This is a genomic window from Methylobacterium sp. WL19, assembly GCF_008040005.1.
Classification (GTDB): domain Bacteria; phylum Pseudomonadota; class Alphaproteobacteria; order Rhizobiales; family Beijerinckiaceae; genus Methylobacterium; species Methylobacterium bullatum.
Window position 1 is genome coordinate 1 of record NZ_VRVC01000119.1, and the last position, 15,491, is coordinate 15,491.

The following is a 15,491-nucleotide window of genomic DNA, read 5'->3' on the forward strand; positions in this document are numbered from 1 at the left end:
GCACATGCTCCAGCCCGCTCCGCCCCCTCCCGTTCCCGCCGCGCGGATCCTCATCGCCAGCTTCGTCGGCACGGCGATCGAGTTCTACGATTTCTACGTCTACGCCACGGCCGCCGCCCTGGTGATCGGGCCGATCTTCTTCTCGGCCGACGATCCCTCAGTGCAGACGCTGGCGGCCTTCGCCACCTTCTCCATCGCCTTCATCGCGCGGCCGCTGGGGGCGGCGTTCTTCGGGCATTTCGGCGACAGGGTCGGGCGCAAGGCGACGCTGGTGGCTTCGCTGATGATCATGGGCCTCTCCACCGTGCTCATCGGCTGCCTGCCGACCTATGCCACCGCCGGCTGGTGGGCGCCCTTCGCGCTGTGCGTCCTGCGCTTCGGCCAGGGCATCGGCTTTGGCGGCGAATGGGGGGGTGCTGCCCTGCTGGCGGTGGAGAACGCCCCGCCGGGGCGCCGCGCCCTCTACGGCATCTTCCCGCAGCTCGGCGCGCCGGTGGGCTTCATCACCGCCAATCTGGGCTTCCTCGGCCTCGCCCTCGCCCTGAGCCCGGCCGATTTCCAGGCCTGGGGCTGGCGCATCCCGTTCCTCGCCTCCGCCGTGCTCGTCGGCGTCGGGCTCTATGTCCGCCTGAAGCTCACCGAGACGCCGGTCTTCAAGGCCGCCATGGAGAAAGCCCCGCCCGAGCGCGTGCCGCTGGCCGTCATCTTCACGAAATACATCAAGGCGACGCTGCTCGGCACCTTCGCCATGGTGGCCTGCTACGCGGTGTTCTACCTCTCCACCGTCTTCGCCCTGAGCTACGGCGTCTCGAAACTCGGCTTTACCCGCCCGACCTTCCTGCTGTTCGAATGCGTCGCCGTGCTGTTCATGGGCCTCGGCATCCCGCTCTCGGGCTGGGCCGCCGACCGTTACGGTCGCCGCCCCGTCCTCCTCACCGGCCTCGCCTTCACCGCGTCCCTCGGCCTACTGCTCGGCCCGATGCTGGGGAGCGGGCAGGGCGGCCTGGTGCTCGGCTTCCTGTGTCTGGGCCTCTTCGCCATGGGCTGGCTGTTCGGCCCCATGGGCGCCCTGCTGCCCGAGCTCTTCCCCACCCGCGTCCGCTACACGGGCGCCTCGGTGACCTACAACCTCGCCGGCATCCTGGGCGCCTCCGCCGCGCCGTATCTGGCGCAGCGGCTGAGTGAGTGGGGCGGGATCGGTTGGGTTGGGTTGTATCTGGCTGTGGCGGCTGGGGCGAGCTTCACTGCAGTTTTTCTCATGCCGGAAACGCGCAAATCCGTTATATAAATCTAGAGAATCATCAGCTTTTTCGCGCTCGAAAATTCAAACGCGCCCGCAGAAGAGTGATTGCATTCAAAACCTTCTTGCAAAGATTTTTGTCAATTAAAGGACCAATGTAGTGGCAAAAAGAATTAGCGTGATTAACTTTAAAGGCGGAGTTGGTAAAACTACGTTAGCATTTCAGCTAGCTGCCGGATTAGTGCGCTTTCATTCGCCTGCAAAAGTTTTGGTTGTAGATATGGATCACCAAAGCAGTATTTCTATACTTTGCCTTGGTCCGCAAGAATGGAATGCAAAAGTAAAATCCAACAAAACTGCAAACGAGATATTTAAACCTTTCATCGGGCAAAGTCCTTCGATGCCCGGATCAGACATAGTGTCTGCGACCCAACTAAATCCTACTCATTACAAAAACTTGAAAGTCGTTCCTGCTAGCTTGCAGTTGGACGACATCGAAATTGAATTAACAGCATCACATCATGGTAATGCAATTTCTTCAGAATGGAATAAAAGAACTCTGGTCTGCAGATGGCTTGAAGAGTCAGGCATTGATAGTGAATTCGATTACATTATATTTGACTGTCCACCAGCGACAAAAATAGTCTCGCAGAACGCTATTGCTGCAAGCCATGGCTATATTATTCCCGTCATTCCTGAAGCAGTCATGGAACGTGGCGCACCTCATCTATTTCAAATGGTCCGAACCGGCATTGACAGCCGCCTCAAGGCACTTGCAGCATTAGGCACGCCTCGGTCGATGCATGTCCCTGACACAAAACTTGCAGGCGTTGCAATCACAAGAATAAAAACTCATGGCCCTGCTAACTCTGGTTATACCGATGACCACACGCAACATTTAGCGTCACTACAGCGCTTTTGGAAATCGTATCTTGTCCAACCGTACATTGAGGACGGGACAGGGATTTCACAGGCACTTGCCGAAGGAGTTCCAGTATATGACAAGGGACATACGCAAAACATCGGAAGCCGGGGACTAAATGGGATGTATCAACGCCTTACAGCGGCCTTAAAAACGCGGATTGATGCGCTATGATAAAGCAACGATCAAATAAAAAAAAGAACAAAGGCATTTCGGCGGCTGATGTGGGACGTTACTTAAAACATCTCTCTGTCGCAATGAAGGATCCTATAACTGGCAATCCTGCGATGGGTGAGGCGCTGCTAAATCTAGCAACTATTCTAGCCGAAGCCAAACTAGCTTCTGTTTCAACGGCAGCGGAGAAATTCGTAGATCAAGGTGGCTTCGACTTTGATGACGAAATCGATTTCAGCGGCCTATCAACCGAAGAAGTTCAGAAAGTATTAATTAATCCAGCATTGACGAAGGCACACCTAATAATTCTGGGAGCAGAACGCTTCGGAATTGTTAGATCTCGGCTTGAAAAACTACCTAGAGAAGAAATCATTAAAGCGATTACTGCAGCTTCTCAGCACGAAAAGTCACTTGATATTATCTCTGAAGAGGCAAAAAGAGGCGGACAATCAAGATCTTCATAGCAGCCCACTTAAAAGAACTGAAAAATATTGTTACAAGAAAACCGCACAATTATTCGATCTCATCCCCGATCAATCGTCAGCCTCTGAACCCCCTTACCCCCCAAAACCGGCCGCTTCGAACTCAAGATCCGAGAATTCACCCCGGTCCAGCCGATCTCACCGGAGATCCGCCCGTACTCGATCTTGGGGCAGCGGTTCATCACCACGGTGACGCCCGCCGCCTCGGCGCGGGCGGCGGCGGCATCGTCGCGGACGCCAAGCTGCATCCAGACGATCTTCGGCCGCACCGGCAGGGCGAGGGCTTCGTCCACGAGGCCTCCGGCCGCGTCGGAGTTCCGAAAAATTTCGACCATGTCGACGGGGCCGGGGAGGTCGGCGAGGCGGGCGGCGACGGGCTTGCCCAGCAGCATCTGCCCGGCGAGGCCGGGATTGACCGGGATCACGTCGTAGCCCCGCGACAGCAGGTATTTCAGCACGATCCAGCTCGGCCGGGCCGGGTTCGCGGACGCGCCCACGAGGGCGATGGTCTTCGTCTCCGTGAGGAGCCGGCGGATCAGCGCATCGGGATAGCGGTCATGGCGCGACGGATCATGGCGGACGGCGACGGTGTCGGTCATCGGGACTCTTGCGTGACGGGCTCATAGACTTGTCCGCCATCGCGCCCCGTGCTGCAAGGCGAGCCATGACGACGCGCATGAGCCTTCCTGAGACCATCGCCTTTCTGGAGCGGGACTTCCCGCAGATGAACCATGACGGGCCGGCCTTCCACCTCGAATCGGTGGGTCCGCTCTCCGCGCGGATGCGGCTCGACCATCACGAGCGCTTCCTGCGCCCCGGCGGCACGATCTCCGGCCCGGCCATGATGGCGCTCGCCGATTACGCCCTCTACGCGGCGATCCTCGCCAATATCGGCCCGGTGGGTTTGGCCGTGACGACGAACCTCTCCTTTAACTTCCTGAGGAAACCCGGCCCCACCGGCCTCGTCGCCGAGGCCACGCTCCTCAAGCTCGGCAAGCGCCTCGCGGTGGGGGAGGCACGCCTCTTCGCCACCGGCTCCGACGACCTCGTCTGCCACGCCACGGGGACGTACTCGATCCCGCCGGAGCGGTGAGCACGTGACCCTCCCCCCTCTGTGGGGGAGGGTGGTCGCGGAGCGACCGGGAGAGGGGGCGACCTCTCCGGATAGGGCGCTCCCCTCACCCGACCCACTCCGTAGGCCACCCTCTCCCGCAGAGGGGAGAGGGGGGAGCCGGTGCCGGATAGCCCAGCCCCCGACAGTCAAGCTTCCTCACGTTTCAGCCGATCTCGCTGACCGATGGCGACGTGCCCAGTCTCGAACCCGCCGAAGCGGCCGGCCATTCCCACCCATCCACCTCATCCTGAGGCGCCGCAGCGCAGCGGAGGCCTCGAAGGAGGGGTCCAGATCACGCAAGATGGCTGGAGGGCTCCTTCGAGGCCCGCGGGCGCGGGCGCCTCAGGATGAGGTCGCGGGTGGGAGGGGAGCGCGAAGGATGCGGTATCCTGATACCTCAACCCCGAAACACCTCGTTTCCTTGAGGTTTTTGCCGATTTCCCTCATCGGAAATGCCTTGACGACTCACCCGTCGCCCCGTATTGCAGCCTCCAACGCCGCTGCGTGTCTCACGTGGCGGCGCATCGTTTTGCAAGACATCATACGGAACGCCACGGGATGAAGACCTTTTCTCTGAAGCCCGCCGACGTCGACAAGAAGTGGATCATCGTCGATGCGGAGGGTCTGGTCGTCGGCCGGCTCGCCACCATCATCGCGATGCGCCTGCGTGGAAAGCACAAGCCTTCCTACACGCCCCACGTCGATTGCGGCGACAACGTCATCGTCATCAACGCCGAGAAGGTGAAGTTCACCGGCCGCAAGCGCGAGCAGAAGGTGTATTACCACCACACCGGCTACCCGGGCGGCATCAAGGAGCGGACCGCGAAGTTCATCCTCGACGGCCGGTTCCCCGAGCGCGTGGTCGAGAAGGCCGTGGAGCGCATGCTCCCCCGTGGACCGCTGTTCCGCCAGATCATGGGCAACCTCCGGGTCTACAAGGGCACCGAGCATCCCCACACCGCCCAGCAGCCGCAGGCGCTCGACGTCGGCAGCCTCAACCGCAAGAACGTGAGCGCTTGATCATGGCGACCCTCCAGTCCCTCTCCGACCTGAACCGCGCCAACGTCGAAGATCCCGAGAACGCGGCTCCCGTCCACGTTCAGAAGCTCGACGCCCAGGGCCGCGCCTATGCCACCGGCAAGCGCAAGGACGCGGTCGCCCGCGTCTGGATCAAGCCCGGCAACGGCACCGTGGTGGTCAACGGCCGCACGGTCGAGACCTACTTCGCCCGCCCCGTGCTGCGCATGATCCTGCGCCAGCCGCTCACCATCGCCAACCGCGTCGACCAGTACGACATCACGGTCACGGTGCATGGCGGCGGTCTCTCCGGCCAGGCCGGCGCCGTCCGTCACGGCCTGTCCAAGGCGCTCACCTATTACGAGCCGGAACTCCGCGCCCCCCTGAAGCGCGAAGGCTTCCTGACCCGCGACAGCCGCGTGGTCGAGCGCAAGAAGTACGGCCGCAAGAAGGCTCGCCGCAGCTTCCAGTTCTCGAAGCGCTGAGCGTTTCGGTTCTCTCGAGTTTTGGAAAGGGCGGCCTCGTGCCGCCCTTTTCGTTTGTCGCGACACAGTCCGAAGGTCTCTCGATGCCCAACGTCTTCCGGCGCGTTCACGCCCCCGTCGTCAGCGCGGTCACGCTCTGCCTGTCGAAGGCCGACGGCGAGGTGAAGGGCGAAGTGAAGCTCGCCGACGGACGCCAGTTCAGCACCACCGGGGTGCTTCCCATCGCCCAGGCCTTCGGCATCGCCGTCCACGTGGCCAACGAGGGCGGCATGGAAATCGTGGTCATCGATCCGCAAAGCGCCTGGAAGCCGAGCTGGGGAACGCTCGAGGGTTAGAGATTCGCGCCAAGCCCCGTCGCGTACCGGTCGAAAGGGGGGTCCGATTCCGCTCGAAAGCCGTCGCCATTCCGGTGGAATCGCCCTAGTTTCGGGGCATGAGCGAGCCGACGACACCCACCTTCGACCCCCGCCCCACCCGCGCCGACCCCGATGACGACCCCCATCTCTGGCTCGAAGAGGTGGAGGGTGAAGACGCCGTCGCCTGGGTCGAGGCGCGCAATGCCGAGACGCTGGCGCGCTTCACCGACCCTGTCATGGAGCGCGACCGCGAGGCGGTGAAGGCCATCCTCGACCGGCCTGACAAGATCCCCCTCGTGTCACGGCGCGGCCATCTCCTCTACAACATCTGGCGCGATGCCGAGCATCCCCTCGGCCTGTGGCGGCGCACCGACGAAGCCTCCTACCGCGCCGGCACCCCCGCCTGGGAGACCCTCCTCGACATCGACGCCCTGGCGAAAACCGAAGGCGTGGATTGGGTTTGGGGCGGCGCGACGCTCATCCCCGGCACCCATGACCGCGCCCTGCTGAAGCTGAGCCGGGGAGGGGGCGACGCCACCATCCTGCGCGAATTCGACCTGCCGACGCTCAGCTTCGTCGCCGACGGTTTCACCCTGCCCGAGGCGAAAGGCGGGGCCGATTGGCTCGACCGCGACACGCTGATCCTTTCCAGCGCCCTCGGCGAGGGCATGGCCACCCGCTCCGGCTATTCGCGCACGGTTCGGCTCTGGACGCGCGGCCAGGACCCGCTCGCGGCCACCATCCTGTTCGAGACCGCGCCCGAGAATATGGGCCTGTGGGGCGAGGTCGACCACGCCGCGCCCTCCGAGCACGTGGTGTTCATGGAGCGCACCGGCTTCTTCGACGGCATCCTGCATATCGGCGACCGAACTGGGCCGACTCACCGCATCGACGCCCCCACCGACGCCGAAATCTCCCTCCATGGCGACCATCTCGTCATCCGGACCCGCTCGGACTGGAGCATCGGCGGCGCGCTCCACGTGCCCGATACGGTCCTGGCCATCGGCCTACCGGCCTTCCTCGACGGGGATCGCGCCTTCACCGTGTTGTGGACGCCCTCCGACCGCAGGGCGCTGCAGAACGTGTCCTGGGCCGGGCCGCGCCTCATCGTCGACGCCCTCGACGATCTGCGCCCGTCCTACAGCGTGTTTGAACCAGAGGAGGGCGGCTGGAAGCGCCTCGGCCTTCCGGGCCTGCCCGAGATCGGCAGCGTCTCGGTCTGGCCCTTCGATTCCGAGCCGAGCGAGTCGGACGGGTCGCTCCTCGCCATGGTTCAGGATCCGCTGACGCCGCCGACGCTGCTGTCGATCCCCGGCGATCTCTCGGCTCCCACCATCCTGCGCACGACGCCATCGGCCTTCGATACCAAAGGGTTGACGGTCACCCGCCACGAGGCCGTCTCGGTGGACGGCGAGCGCATCCCCTACGTCCAGGTCGGCCCCGCCGAGGCAAGCGGTGACACGCCCGTGCATCTGTCAGCCTATGGCGGCTTCCAGATCTCGCTGCTTCCCACCTACCAGGCCGTGCTCGGCAAACTCTGGCTGGAGAAGGGCGGCATCGGCGTCGTCGCCAACATCCGTGGCGGCGGCGAGTTCGGCACCCGCTGGCATCAGGCCGGCCGGCGCGAGGGCAAGGCGCTGGCGCATGACGATTTCGCGGCGGTGGCGGCGGATCTCGTGGCGCGCGGCATCACGAAACCCCAGCGCATCGCCGCGCAGGGCGGCTCGAATGGCGGCCTCCTCATCGCCAACATGCTGACCCGCTACCCCGAGCGCTTCGGCGCCCTGTTCTGCACGATCCCCCTCATCGACATGCGGCGCTATTCGAAACTCCTGGCGGGCGCGAGCTGGATCGCCGAATACGGCGACCCCGATGTGGAGGCGGATTGGAGTTTCCTCGGCGCCATCTCGGCCTATCACACGGCTGAAGCGGGCAAGCCCTATCCCCCGATCCTCATCGCCACCACACGACGGGACGACCGCGTCCATCCGGGGCATGCCCGCAAGATGGCGGAGAAGCTGCGCCATCTCGGCTACGACCCGGCCTTCTTCGAGCCGGCGGCCGGCGGCCACGGCTATGGCAAGGACAATTCCGAAACGGCCGCTTTCCTCGCCCTCGGCATGGGATTCCTCCGGCAGTCCATCGGCTGGGTTCCGGAGGAGGGCTGAACGCTCAGGCGTCGCGCCGGCGCATCCCGTCGCGGATCACGTAAGCGCCACCGGCCGCCGCCATGATGGCGAGCGCATACCAAGTCAGCGCGTAAACGAGGTGGTTGTCGCTGAAGGCGACCACGGTGAGCCCGCCCACGGGATACCCGCCGGGATTGGGCTCCGCATCGGCATCGATGAAGTAGGGCGCGGTCGGGCCGAGGCCACGCGAAGCGGCGATGGCCGCCACATCGCGTGAGTACCAGCGATCGGCAGCGGGGTCGTTGCGGCGGAGGAAACCGCCACCGGGCTCGGACAAGCGCAGCAGACCAGTGACGCGGCCCTCACCCGCCCGCCGACCGATCTCGCGGGTCGCGGCATCGCGCATCTGCGCCGGAACGAAGCCGCGATTGACAAGGATGGTGGAACCATCGGCCCCCACCAGCGGCGTCATCACCCAGAAACCGCCGCCGAGTTCCGTGACCGCCTGGACCAGGGTCTCCCGGTCATATGCGAAGGTCCCGGTGGCGACGACGCGCTTGTAGGCGTCTGTCCCGACATCGAGCGCGGGCCAGTCCGCGCGCCCTGGGGCGGGGACCGGATCGGCTTGGATCCTCGCGTCGACCCGGGCGATCAGGTCGTGCTTCCACGCGCGGCGCTGCACCTGCCATGTCCCGAGTGCCGCGAAAGCCACCACGACCACGAGTGTCAGGACGCCGACCGCGACAAGCGTCGGCGTCGCGCGTCGCGAGGATCTCCCCGTATTCATCGAAGCGGGTCGGCACAAAATCCATGGCCCCGCCGCGGATTTCGCATCCGGGACGGGGCCATGGGCTTCCGATGTCGCATCGTCTGTCTAGCGAACAGAATACCGTTCCGGGGCGATGCGCTAATGGTGCTGATGGAGGCTGGTCGGCGTCATCGGCATCATGTTGGTGTTCAGATGATACATCACCCAGACGGAGCCCGTGAGCGTGATCACCACGAGCGTCAGGGTGAAGATCAGCGCCAGGATCGTCCACCCACCCTCGGACTTGGTGTTCATGTGGAGGAAGTAGACCATGTGGACCACGATCTGCACCACGCCGAAGCCCATGATGACAAGGCCCGTGAGGCGGGGGTTTCCAAGCACATCGCCCATCACCAGCCAGAACGGAATGGCGGTGAGGATGACGGAGAGCACGAAGCCGGTGACGTAGCCCTTGAAGGAGCCATGACCGCTCTGGTCGCCGTGGCCCTTCACGTCCTCTTCATGGTCAGCGGCATGGGCGGACTGGCTGGCGGCGCTCATTGCAGCACTCCCATGAGATAGACGAAGGTGAAGACGCCGATCCAGATGACGTCGAGGAAGTGCCAGAACATCGACAGGCACTGAAGGCGCCGCTGGTTCTCCGGGATCAGGCCCTTCCGTTCGGTCTGAACCATCAGGACGATGAGCCAGACGAGGCCGAGGGTCACGTGCAGGCCGTGGGTGCCTACCAGCGTGAAGAACGACGACAGGAAGGCGCTACGCTGGGGTCCGGCGCCCTCATGGATGAGGTGGGCGAACTCGTAGAGTTCGAGCCCGATGAAGGCGAGGCCGAACAGGCCGGTCACGCCGAGCCAGAGCTGCATCCGCCGTTGTTCGCCCTTGGCCATCTCCAGCATGGCAAAGCCATAGGTGATGGAGGAGAACAGCAGCATCGAGGTGTTCAGCGCCACCAGCGGCAGGTCGAACAGGTCCTTCGGGGACGGACCCGCCGCATAGTTGCGACCGAGAACGGCGTATGTGGCGAACAGGGCCGCAAAGATGAGGCAATCGCTCATCAGGTAGATCCAGAAGCCGAGCATGGTGCCGCCTTCGGGATGGTGATCCTCCTCCATGTAGAAGGAGGGTGCCTCGCCGTCCTTGGCGAGGGTGGGGGAGTGCGACGCCATGGTTCTCAGACCCGACCTTCGAGCATCCGCGTCCGTTCAGTCTCGGTACCGATGACGGCGTCGGCCGAGATGTAGAAGTCGCGGTTGTAGTTGAACGTGTGACCGATGGCGACGACGGCCATGGCGATGAAGGTCAGCGCCGCAAGCCACCAGATGTACCAGATCATACCGAACGAGAAGCCGATGCTGAGGATACCCAGGATCATGCCCGTACCGGTGTTCTTCGGCATGTGGATCGGACGGAAGCCCTTGAGCGGTCGCGCATAGCCGCGACGCTTCATGTCCGACCACGCATCGTGGTCGTGGATCACCGGCGTGAAGGCGAAGTTGTAGTCCGGCGGCGGGGAGGAGGTCGACCATTCGAGGGTCCGGCCGCCCCACGGATCGCCGGTGTGGTCACGCAATGCTTCGCGCCGCATGAAGCTCACCACGAGCTGGATGATGAAGGAGAGGATGCCGAGTGCGATCAGACCGGCGCCGAAGGCGGCGATGATGAACCAGATCTGCAGCGACGGGTCGTCGAAATGCTGGACGCGGCGGGTCACGCCCATGAGGCCGAGGACGTAGAGCGGCATGAAGGCGAAGTAGAAGCCCGAGAGCCAGAACCAGAACGACATCTTCCCCCAGAACGGGTCGAGCCGGAAGCCGAAGGCCTTCGGGAACCAGTAGGTGATGCCGGCCAGCATGCCGAACAGCACGCCGCCGATGATGACGTTGTGGAAGTGGGCGATGAGGAACAGACTGTTGTGCAACACGAAATCGGCCGGGGGCACGGCGAGCAGAACGCCGGTCATTCCGCCGATGGTGAAGGTCACCATGAAGCCGATGGCCCAGAGCATCGGCTCCTCGAAGCGGATGCGGCCCTTGTACATGGTGAAGAGCCAGTTGAAGAGCTTCGCCCCCGTCGGGATCGAGATGATCATCGTCGTGATGCCGAAGAACGAATTCACGGAGGCTCCCGAGCCCATCGTGAAGAAGTGGTGCAGCCAGACGAGGTAGGACAGGATCGTGATGACCACGGTGGCGTAGACCATGGACGCGTAGCCGAAGAGCCGCTTGCCGGAGAAGGTCGAGACGATCTCCGAGAAGACGCCGAAGGCCGGCAGGATCAGGATGTAGACCTCCGGGTGACCCCAGATCCAGATGAGGTTCACGTACATCATCGGGTTGCCGCCGAGGTCGTTCGAGAAGAAGTGCGTGCCCACGTAGCGGTCGAGGGAGAGCAGCGCGAGAACGGCCGTGAGGACCGGGAAGGCGGCGACGATGAGGATGTTCGTACAGAGGGCGGTCCAGGTGAAGATCGGCATCTTCATCATCGTCATGCCGGGGGCACGCATCTTCACGATGGTGGCGATGAGGTTGATACCCGACAGCAGGGTGCCGATACCGGCGATCTGGAGACCCCAGATGTAATAGTCGACGCCCACGCCCGGGCTGCCGGCAGGGCCGGAGAGCGGGGGATAGGCGAGCCATCCGGTGCGGGCGAACTCGCCGACGAACAGCGAGGCCATGATCGTCGCGGCACCGCTGACGGTCATCCAGAAGCTGAAATTGTTGAGGAACGGGAACGACACGTCGCGCGCGCCGATCTGCAGCGGCACGACGAAGTTCATCAGGCCGGTGACCAGGGGCATCGCCACGAAGAAGATCATGATCACGCCATGGGCGGTGAAGATCTGGTCGTAATGATGCGGCGGCAGATAGCCTTCGTTGGCACCGAACGCCATGGCCTGTTGCGAACGCATGAGGAGCGCATCGGAGAAGCCGCGAAGCAGCATCACCAGGGCGAGCACCACATACATGATGCCGATCTTCTTGTGGTCGACGGAGGTGAACCAGTCGCGCCACAGCGGACCCCACCAGCGCATGTAGGTGATGAGGCCCAGAAGCCCGACGCCACCGATGGCGACGCCGATGAAGGTCACGAGCAGGATCGGCTCGTGATATGGGATGGCTTCGAGAGTCAGGCGCCCGAAGACGAGCTTCTGAAGATCGAGATTGGCAAACATGGGATCGCTTCGTTCCCGGTTGTCGGCGAGGGGACGTACCGATCGACTCGGTACCCGTCTCTCATGGGTTCAATTTAGTGGTGCCGTCGCCGTGACGCGCCTGTCCCGAAGGCCGCGCGTCATCGCGTCGGCCTAGCGGTTCAATTGTGCCGGGGCAGGGTCGCTTTGTTTCGTGTCCGGCCCGGAATGGTCGTGGTGGTGGTCATGCCCCTTGGCGGGGTCGACCTCTTGGGTACGCGGCTTCTTCTCGGAGGCAGGGAACGTCGCACCCTGCGCCTCCTCGCCGCGGACGGCATGACGGTTGTCGTAGCGGAGCCGCTCTTGGTTGGCGTGGCTTTCCTTGCCGGCGCCGCCCTTTGAATCGATGCTCATCATCTCGCCCATGCACATCTTACCCTCGATGACACACATGTTGAGGATCGCGTTGTAGAGGCCTGGCGCGACGGAGGAGTAGTAGCTCACCGGCTCACGCTCGCTCGGCTTTTCCAGCGCGATGAAGGCGTCGCGGGTGAGCTCCTTACCTTCGGCTTTCGCCTTGGCCACCCACTGGTCGAACCCTTCCTGGGTTACGCCGTGGAACTTGAAGTTCATCCGCGAGAAGCCCTCGCCGCTGTAATTGGCCGAGAAGCCTTCATAGACGCCAGCCTTGTTGATGACGGCGTGCAACTTCGTCTCCATGCCGGCCATGGCGTAAATCTGCCCCGCCAGCGCTGGGATGAAGAACGAGTTCATCATGGAGGCCGAGGTGATCTTGAAGTTGATCGGTACATCCACCGGTGCCGCGAGCTCGTTCACCGTGGCGATGCCGAGATCGGGGTAGAAGAACAGCCATTTCCAGTCGAGGGCCACGACCTCCACGGTCAACGGCTTCACATCCGGCGAGAGGGGCCGCGAGGCGTCGATGCGGCTGAGGGGCCGGTAGGGATCGAGCGTATGCGTGCTGATCCAGGTCAGCGCGCCAAGGGCGATGATGATCACGAGCGGGGCGGACCAGATCAGCACCTCGAGCTGCGTCGAGTGGTGCCAGTCCGGATCGTACTCGGCTTCGGTGTTCGACTGACGGTAGCGCCAGGCGAAGAAGAGCGTGAATGCGATCACGGGTAAGATGATCAGCAGCATCAGCCCCGTCGAGGCAACGATCAGGTCACGCTGGCGCGCGGCGATGTCGCCCGCGGGTTGCATGACGACCATGTTGCAGCCCGACAGAAGGGCCACGAGAGGCAGGATAGCGAGAGCGCGCAAGGATCTGGATGACATCCGACCGGCTGCAGTGAGACGTCCGTGGACGGAACGTCGGGAGGAAACATCTGGTTTACGAGAAGCGGCGGTTCGGACCGGACCGCTTACCGCGACACCGGTTCGATACGGGCTTCTCCTGCGCAGTGCAAAGGCGCCCTGGCAAGGGCCTGCGGCTTCAATCAGCCGGGCGTTTAGAGCATAGCTGATTTCTCTGACGAGAGGCAGTAAGAAGGGGAGCATCAATCGCGGACAATATGCCATAGCGATCCGCGAAACGTGCCGTTGCATCGCTTTGCCGCAGTGCAACAAGCCTTCATAATCGGAACACAGGGGCGCGCCAAGTGCGGCGTGTCCTCCCACCCTTCAAGCAGCGAATGTGGCCGTCCATGAGCCAAGATTACGCGTTGCAGACCCCGCAGCATCTGAGCACAGGTGCCCGGGCCGGCGCTACCGAACCCGAAGTCGCCCCCGGCGACATTGCCGTCGGCGTCCTCATCGGCCGGACGTCGGAGTTCTTCGACTTCTTTGTCTTCGGCATCGCCTCGGTATTGATCTTCCCGAAAGTCTTCTTCCCGTTCGTGCCGGCGCTGGATGGCACTCTCTACGCGTTCGCTCTCTTCGCCCTCGCCTTCGTCGCACGGCCCATCGGTTCGGTGATCTTCATGGAGATAGACCGGCGGCACGGGCGGGGCGTGAAGCTGACCATCGCCCTGTTCCTGCTCGGCGGCTCTACGGTGTCGATCGCCTTTCTGCCGACTTATCACAGCATCGGCATGGCCTCGATCTGGCTGCTCGCCGCCTTCCGGATAGGGCAGGGGCTCGCCCTCGGGGGAGCCTGGGACGGCCTGGCTTCGCTCCTGTCGATCAAGGCACCCAGCGATCGCAAGGGCTGGTACGCGATGATCCCGCAGCTCGGAGCGCCCATCGGCTTCGGGCTCGCCAGTGCCCTATTCTCGTTCTTCCTCGCCAATCTGACCATGGACGACTTCCTGGATTGGGGCTGGCGGTATCCGTTCTACGTCGCCTTCGCGGTGAACGTGGTCGCCCTCTTCGCCCGGCTTCGCCTCGTCGCGACGGAGGAGTTCACTCAGCTGCTCGAGACCCGTGAACTCGCCCCGACCCCGGTCTGGGAGATGATTCGCGCACAGGGCCGGACCGTCCTCATCGGCGCTTTCGTGCCGCTGGCGAGTTTCGCGCTGTTCCACCTCGTCAGCATCTTCCCGATCAGCTGGATCACCTTGTTCACGAAACGCTCGGCCGGCGAGTTCCTGCTGGTGCAGTTCGTCGGCTCCATCGTCTTTGCTGGCGCGATCGTGATCTCGGGAATCGTGGCGGATCAGGTGGGCCGGCGCAGACTGGTGGGAATCGCAGCCAGCCTCATCGGCCTGTTCAGCCTCGCTAGCATCCTCGCGCCCCTGCTGTTCGGCGATAGCGAGACCGGGCAGACGATCTACGTCCTCGTCGGCTTCGGTCTGCTCGGCCTCTCCTACGGCCAGACCTCAGGATCGGTGACCGAGAATCTCGGGACGCGCTACCGCTATACGGGCGCTGCGCTTACCTCCGACCTCGCATGGCTGATCGGAGCCGGCTTCGCGCCGCTCGTGGCCCTCAGCCTGTCGAGCCGGTTCGGTCTGGCCTGGGTCGGCGTTTATCTCCTGTCCGGCGCGGTCGCGACCCTGAGCGCGCTCGTCATCAACCGGAAGGTCGCTACTTACTGATTCCTGGGTAAGAGGCTCTATGAAGAAAGGCCCGCATGCCATCATGCGGGCCTTTCTCGTTCCAGCTCGTCGTTCAGCGGATGGCGGCGCAGGCGGCAGCGGACGGACCGAGTGCGAGATCTCCCTGACGCGGATTATTGAGGGCAAAAGCGCCGGCATCTTCACGCGGGAAATAGCTCGAACCAAGCTCACGCTCAAAGAAGCCATTGCCGACCTGGTAGAAGCAGCGGTCCTTCACGGCGGTCACAGCGAAGCTTCGTCGAAGGACAGGTTGTCCGAGGGGCACGCCACCGCGCAGCCCTCGGCCGCAATAGCCCGAGATATCCACAGGGGCGGGCCCGTCGATCCTGATCGTCCGCGAGGTGCCGGGGCGAACCGTCACGGTGGGACTACCCTCCTGGCCCACCACCAGGGTGAATGTGGACCGGTTGGTGACCTGTCGCAGGCACGATGCTTCGGCCGTACCCACGCCAGTCGCTAGAACCGTGAAAGATGCGAGACCTGCGAAAACGAGCGTCGCGCGGATAGGCATAGCGTAGCCTTTCGAGTTTCAGAATTGTGGAAGGGCGGCGATACGGATGTGCCGGTCAGGTTAGCGATTGATCCCGCCCGGGCCGCCCGAGGTCCCGCCGGTGCCGGGCAGGGCCCCGGTTCCGGGCGGGATCAATCGC

General features: G+C 63.4%; 16 protein-coding genes. 9 read left to right on the forward strand and 7 right to left on the reverse strand.

Annotated features, from left to right (window positions below; translation table 11 throughout):
- Positions 1–4: 4 nt before the first annotated feature.
- From FV220_RS19685 to FV220_RS19695, 3 genes are all read left to right on the forward strand, one after another.
- Positions 5–1,288, forward strand: a complete 1,284-nt coding sequence (locus FV220_RS19685; protein WP_147832965.1) for an MFS transporter — start codon at positions 5–7, stop codon at positions 1,286–1,288.
- 112 nt (positions 1,289–1,400) lie between these two features.
- Positions 1,401–2,336 (forward strand): AAA family ATPase, encoded by a 936-nt coding sequence (locus FV220_RS19690; protein ID WP_147832957.1) that lies wholly within the window; start codon positions 1,401–1,403, stop codon positions 2,334–2,336.
- Positions 2,333–2,800: a hypothetical protein gene (locus FV220_RS19695; RefSeq protein WP_147832958.1), complete on the forward strand. Its 468-nt coding sequence runs from the start codon at positions 2,333–2,335 to the stop codon at positions 2,798–2,800. Before FV220_RS19690 ends, FV220_RS19695 begins: the two co-directional genes overlap by 4 nt.
- Before the next feature lie 59 nt (positions 2,801–2,859).
- On the opposite strand, the gene FV220_RS19700 is transcribed toward FV220_RS19695, so the two are convergent.
- Positions 2,860–3,417 carry a CoA-binding protein gene (locus FV220_RS19700; RefSeq protein WP_147832959.1) on the reverse strand — a complete coding sequence of 186 codons (558 nt, stop codon included), beginning with the start codon at positions 3,415–3,417 and terminating at the stop codon, positions 2,860–2,862.
- A 65-nt stretch (positions 3,418–3,482) separates the two neighbouring features.
- On the opposite strand from FV220_RS19700, the gene FV220_RS19705 reads away from it, so the two are divergent.
- From FV220_RS19705 to FV220_RS19725, 5 genes are all read left to right on the forward strand, one after another.
- Positions 3,483–3,911, forward strand: coding sequence for a PaaI family thioesterase (locus tag FV220_RS19705; protein ID WP_147832960.1), 429 nt, complete (start codon positions 3,483–3,485; stop codon positions 3,909–3,911).
- A gap of 579 nt (positions 3,912–4,490) precedes the next feature.
- Positions 4,491–4,952: a 50S ribosomal protein L13 gene (gene rplM, locus FV220_RS19710; RefSeq protein WP_018042797.1), complete on the forward strand. Its 462-nt coding sequence runs from the start codon at positions 4,491–4,493 to the stop codon at positions 4,950–4,952.
- Between the two features lie 2 nt (positions 4,953–4,954).
- Positions 4,955–5,434: a 30S ribosomal protein S9 gene (gene rpsI / locus FV220_RS19715; protein WP_026175762.1), complete on the forward strand. Its 480-nt coding sequence runs from the start codon at positions 4,955–4,957 to the stop codon at positions 5,432–5,434.
- An 83-nt stretch (positions 5,435–5,517) separates the two neighbouring features.
- On the forward strand, positions 5,518–5,769 hold the full coding sequence (locus FV220_RS19720) for a hypothetical protein (RefSeq protein WP_056144529.1): 252 nt from the start codon (positions 5,518–5,520) through the stop codon (positions 5,767–5,769).
- 98 nt (positions 5,770–5,867) lie between these two features.
- The gene (locus FV220_RS19725; protein ID WP_147832961.1) at positions 5,868–7,958 is read left to right on the forward strand and encodes a prolyl oligopeptidase family serine peptidase; all 2,091 of its coding nucleotides are present in this window, start codon (positions 5,868–5,870) and stop codon (positions 7,956–7,958) included.
- Between the two features lie 4 nt (positions 7,959–7,962).
- On the opposite strand, the gene FV220_RS19730 is transcribed toward FV220_RS19725, so the two are convergent.
- The 5 genes from FV220_RS19730 to cyoA form a co-directional block, all read right to left on the reverse strand.
- Complete coding sequence (locus FV220_RS19730) at positions 7,963–8,706, reverse strand: SURF1 family protein (protein ID WP_147832962.1); 744 nt, start codon at positions 8,704–8,706, stop codon at positions 7,963–7,965.
- 120 nt (positions 8,707–8,826) lie between these two features.
- A complete protein-coding gene (cyoD, locus tag FV220_RS19735; protein WP_018042802.1) occupies positions 8,827–9,228 on the reverse strand; it encodes a cytochrome o ubiquinol oxidase subunit IV in 402 nt (133 codons plus the stop codon).
- The gene (gene cyoC, locus FV220_RS19740; RefSeq protein WP_056158042.1) at positions 9,225–9,854 is read right to left on the reverse strand and encodes a cytochrome o ubiquinol oxidase subunit III; all 630 of its coding nucleotides are present in this window, start codon (positions 9,852–9,854) and stop codon (positions 9,225–9,227) included. The genes cyoD and cyoC overlap by 4 nt, the downstream gene beginning before the upstream one ends.
- 5 nt (positions 9,855–9,859) lie before the next feature.
- The gene (cyoB, locus tag FV220_RS19745) at positions 9,860–11,863 is read right to left on the reverse strand and encodes a cytochrome o ubiquinol oxidase subunit I (RefSeq protein WP_147832963.1); all 2,004 of its coding nucleotides are present in this window, start codon (positions 11,861–11,863) and stop codon (positions 9,860–9,862) included.
- A gap of 132 nt (positions 11,864–11,995) precedes the next feature.
- A complete protein-coding gene (gene cyoA, locus FV220_RS19750) occupies positions 11,996–13,120 on the reverse strand; it encodes a ubiquinol oxidase subunit II (protein ID WP_147832966.1) in 1,125 nt (374 codons plus the stop codon).
- 368 nt (positions 13,121–13,488) lie between these two features.
- Between cyoA and FV220_RS19755 the strand changes: the two genes are divergently transcribed.
- A complete protein-coding gene (locus FV220_RS19755) occupies positions 13,489–14,820 on the forward strand; it encodes an MFS transporter (RefSeq protein WP_147832964.1) in 1,332 nt (443 codons plus the stop codon).
- A gap of 73 nt (positions 14,821–14,893) precedes the next feature.
- Here FV220_RS19755 and FV220_RS25615 read toward each other — a convergent pair whose 3' ends face one another.
- Positions 14,894–15,067, reverse strand: coding sequence for a hypothetical protein (locus FV220_RS25615; protein WP_187273468.1), 174 nt, complete (start codon positions 15,065–15,067; stop codon positions 14,894–14,896).
- Between the last annotated feature and the right edge of the window lie 424 nt (positions 15,068–15,491).

Bases quoted from the DNA above. Each gene is read 5' to 3' on its own strand.
- FV220_RS19685 (WP_147832965.1), top strand. From the start codon at position 5: ATGCTCCAGCCCGCTCCGCCCCCTCCCGTTCCCGCCGCGCGGATCCTC.
- FV220_RS19695 (WP_147832958.1), top strand. From the start codon at position 2,333: ATGATAAAGCAACGATCAAATAAAAAAAAGAACAAAGGCATTTCGGCG.
- FV220_RS19700 (WP_147832959.1), bottom strand. From the start codon at position 3,417: ATGACCGACACCGTCGCCGTCCGCCATGATCCGTCGCGCCATGACCGC.
- FV220_RS19705 (WP_147832960.1), top strand. From the start codon at position 3,483: ATGACGACGCGCATGAGCCTTCCTGAGACCATCGCCTTTCTGGAGCGG.
- rplM (WP_018042797.1), top strand. From the start codon at position 4,491: ATGAAGACCTTTTCTCTGAAGCCCGCCGACGTCGACAAGAAGTGGATC.
- rpsI (WP_026175762.1), top strand. From the start codon at position 4,955: ATGGCGACCCTCCAGTCCCTCTCCGACCTGAACCGCGCCAACGTCGAA.
- FV220_RS19720 (WP_056144529.1), top strand. From the start codon at position 5,518: ATGCCCAACGTCTTCCGGCGCGTTCACGCCCCCGTCGTCAGCGCGGTC.
- FV220_RS19725 (WP_147832961.1), top strand. From the start codon at position 5,868: ATGAGCGAGCCGACGACACCCACCTTCGACCCCCGCCCCACCCGCGCC.
- FV220_RS19730 (WP_147832962.1), bottom strand. From the start codon at position 8,706: ATGAATACGGGGAGATCCTCGCGACGCGCGACGCCGACGCTTGTCGCG.
- cyoD (WP_018042802.1), bottom strand. From the start codon at position 9,228: ATGAGCGCCGCCAGCCAGTCCGCCCATGCCGCTGACCATGAAGAGGAC.
- cyoC (WP_056158042.1), bottom strand. From the start codon at position 9,854: ATGGCGTCGCACTCCCCCACCCTCGCCAAGGACGGCGAGGCACCCTCC.
- cyoB (WP_147832963.1), bottom strand. From the start codon at position 11,863: ATGTTTGCCAATCTCGATCTTCAGAAGCTCGTCTTCGGGCGCCTGACT.
- cyoA (WP_147832966.1), bottom strand. From the start codon at position 13,120: ATGTCATCCAGATCCTTGCGCGCTCTCGCTATCCTGCCTCTCGTGGCC.
- FV220_RS19755 (WP_147832964.1), top strand. From the start codon at position 13,489: ATGAGCCAAGATTACGCGTTGCAGACCCCGCAGCATCTGAGCACAGGT.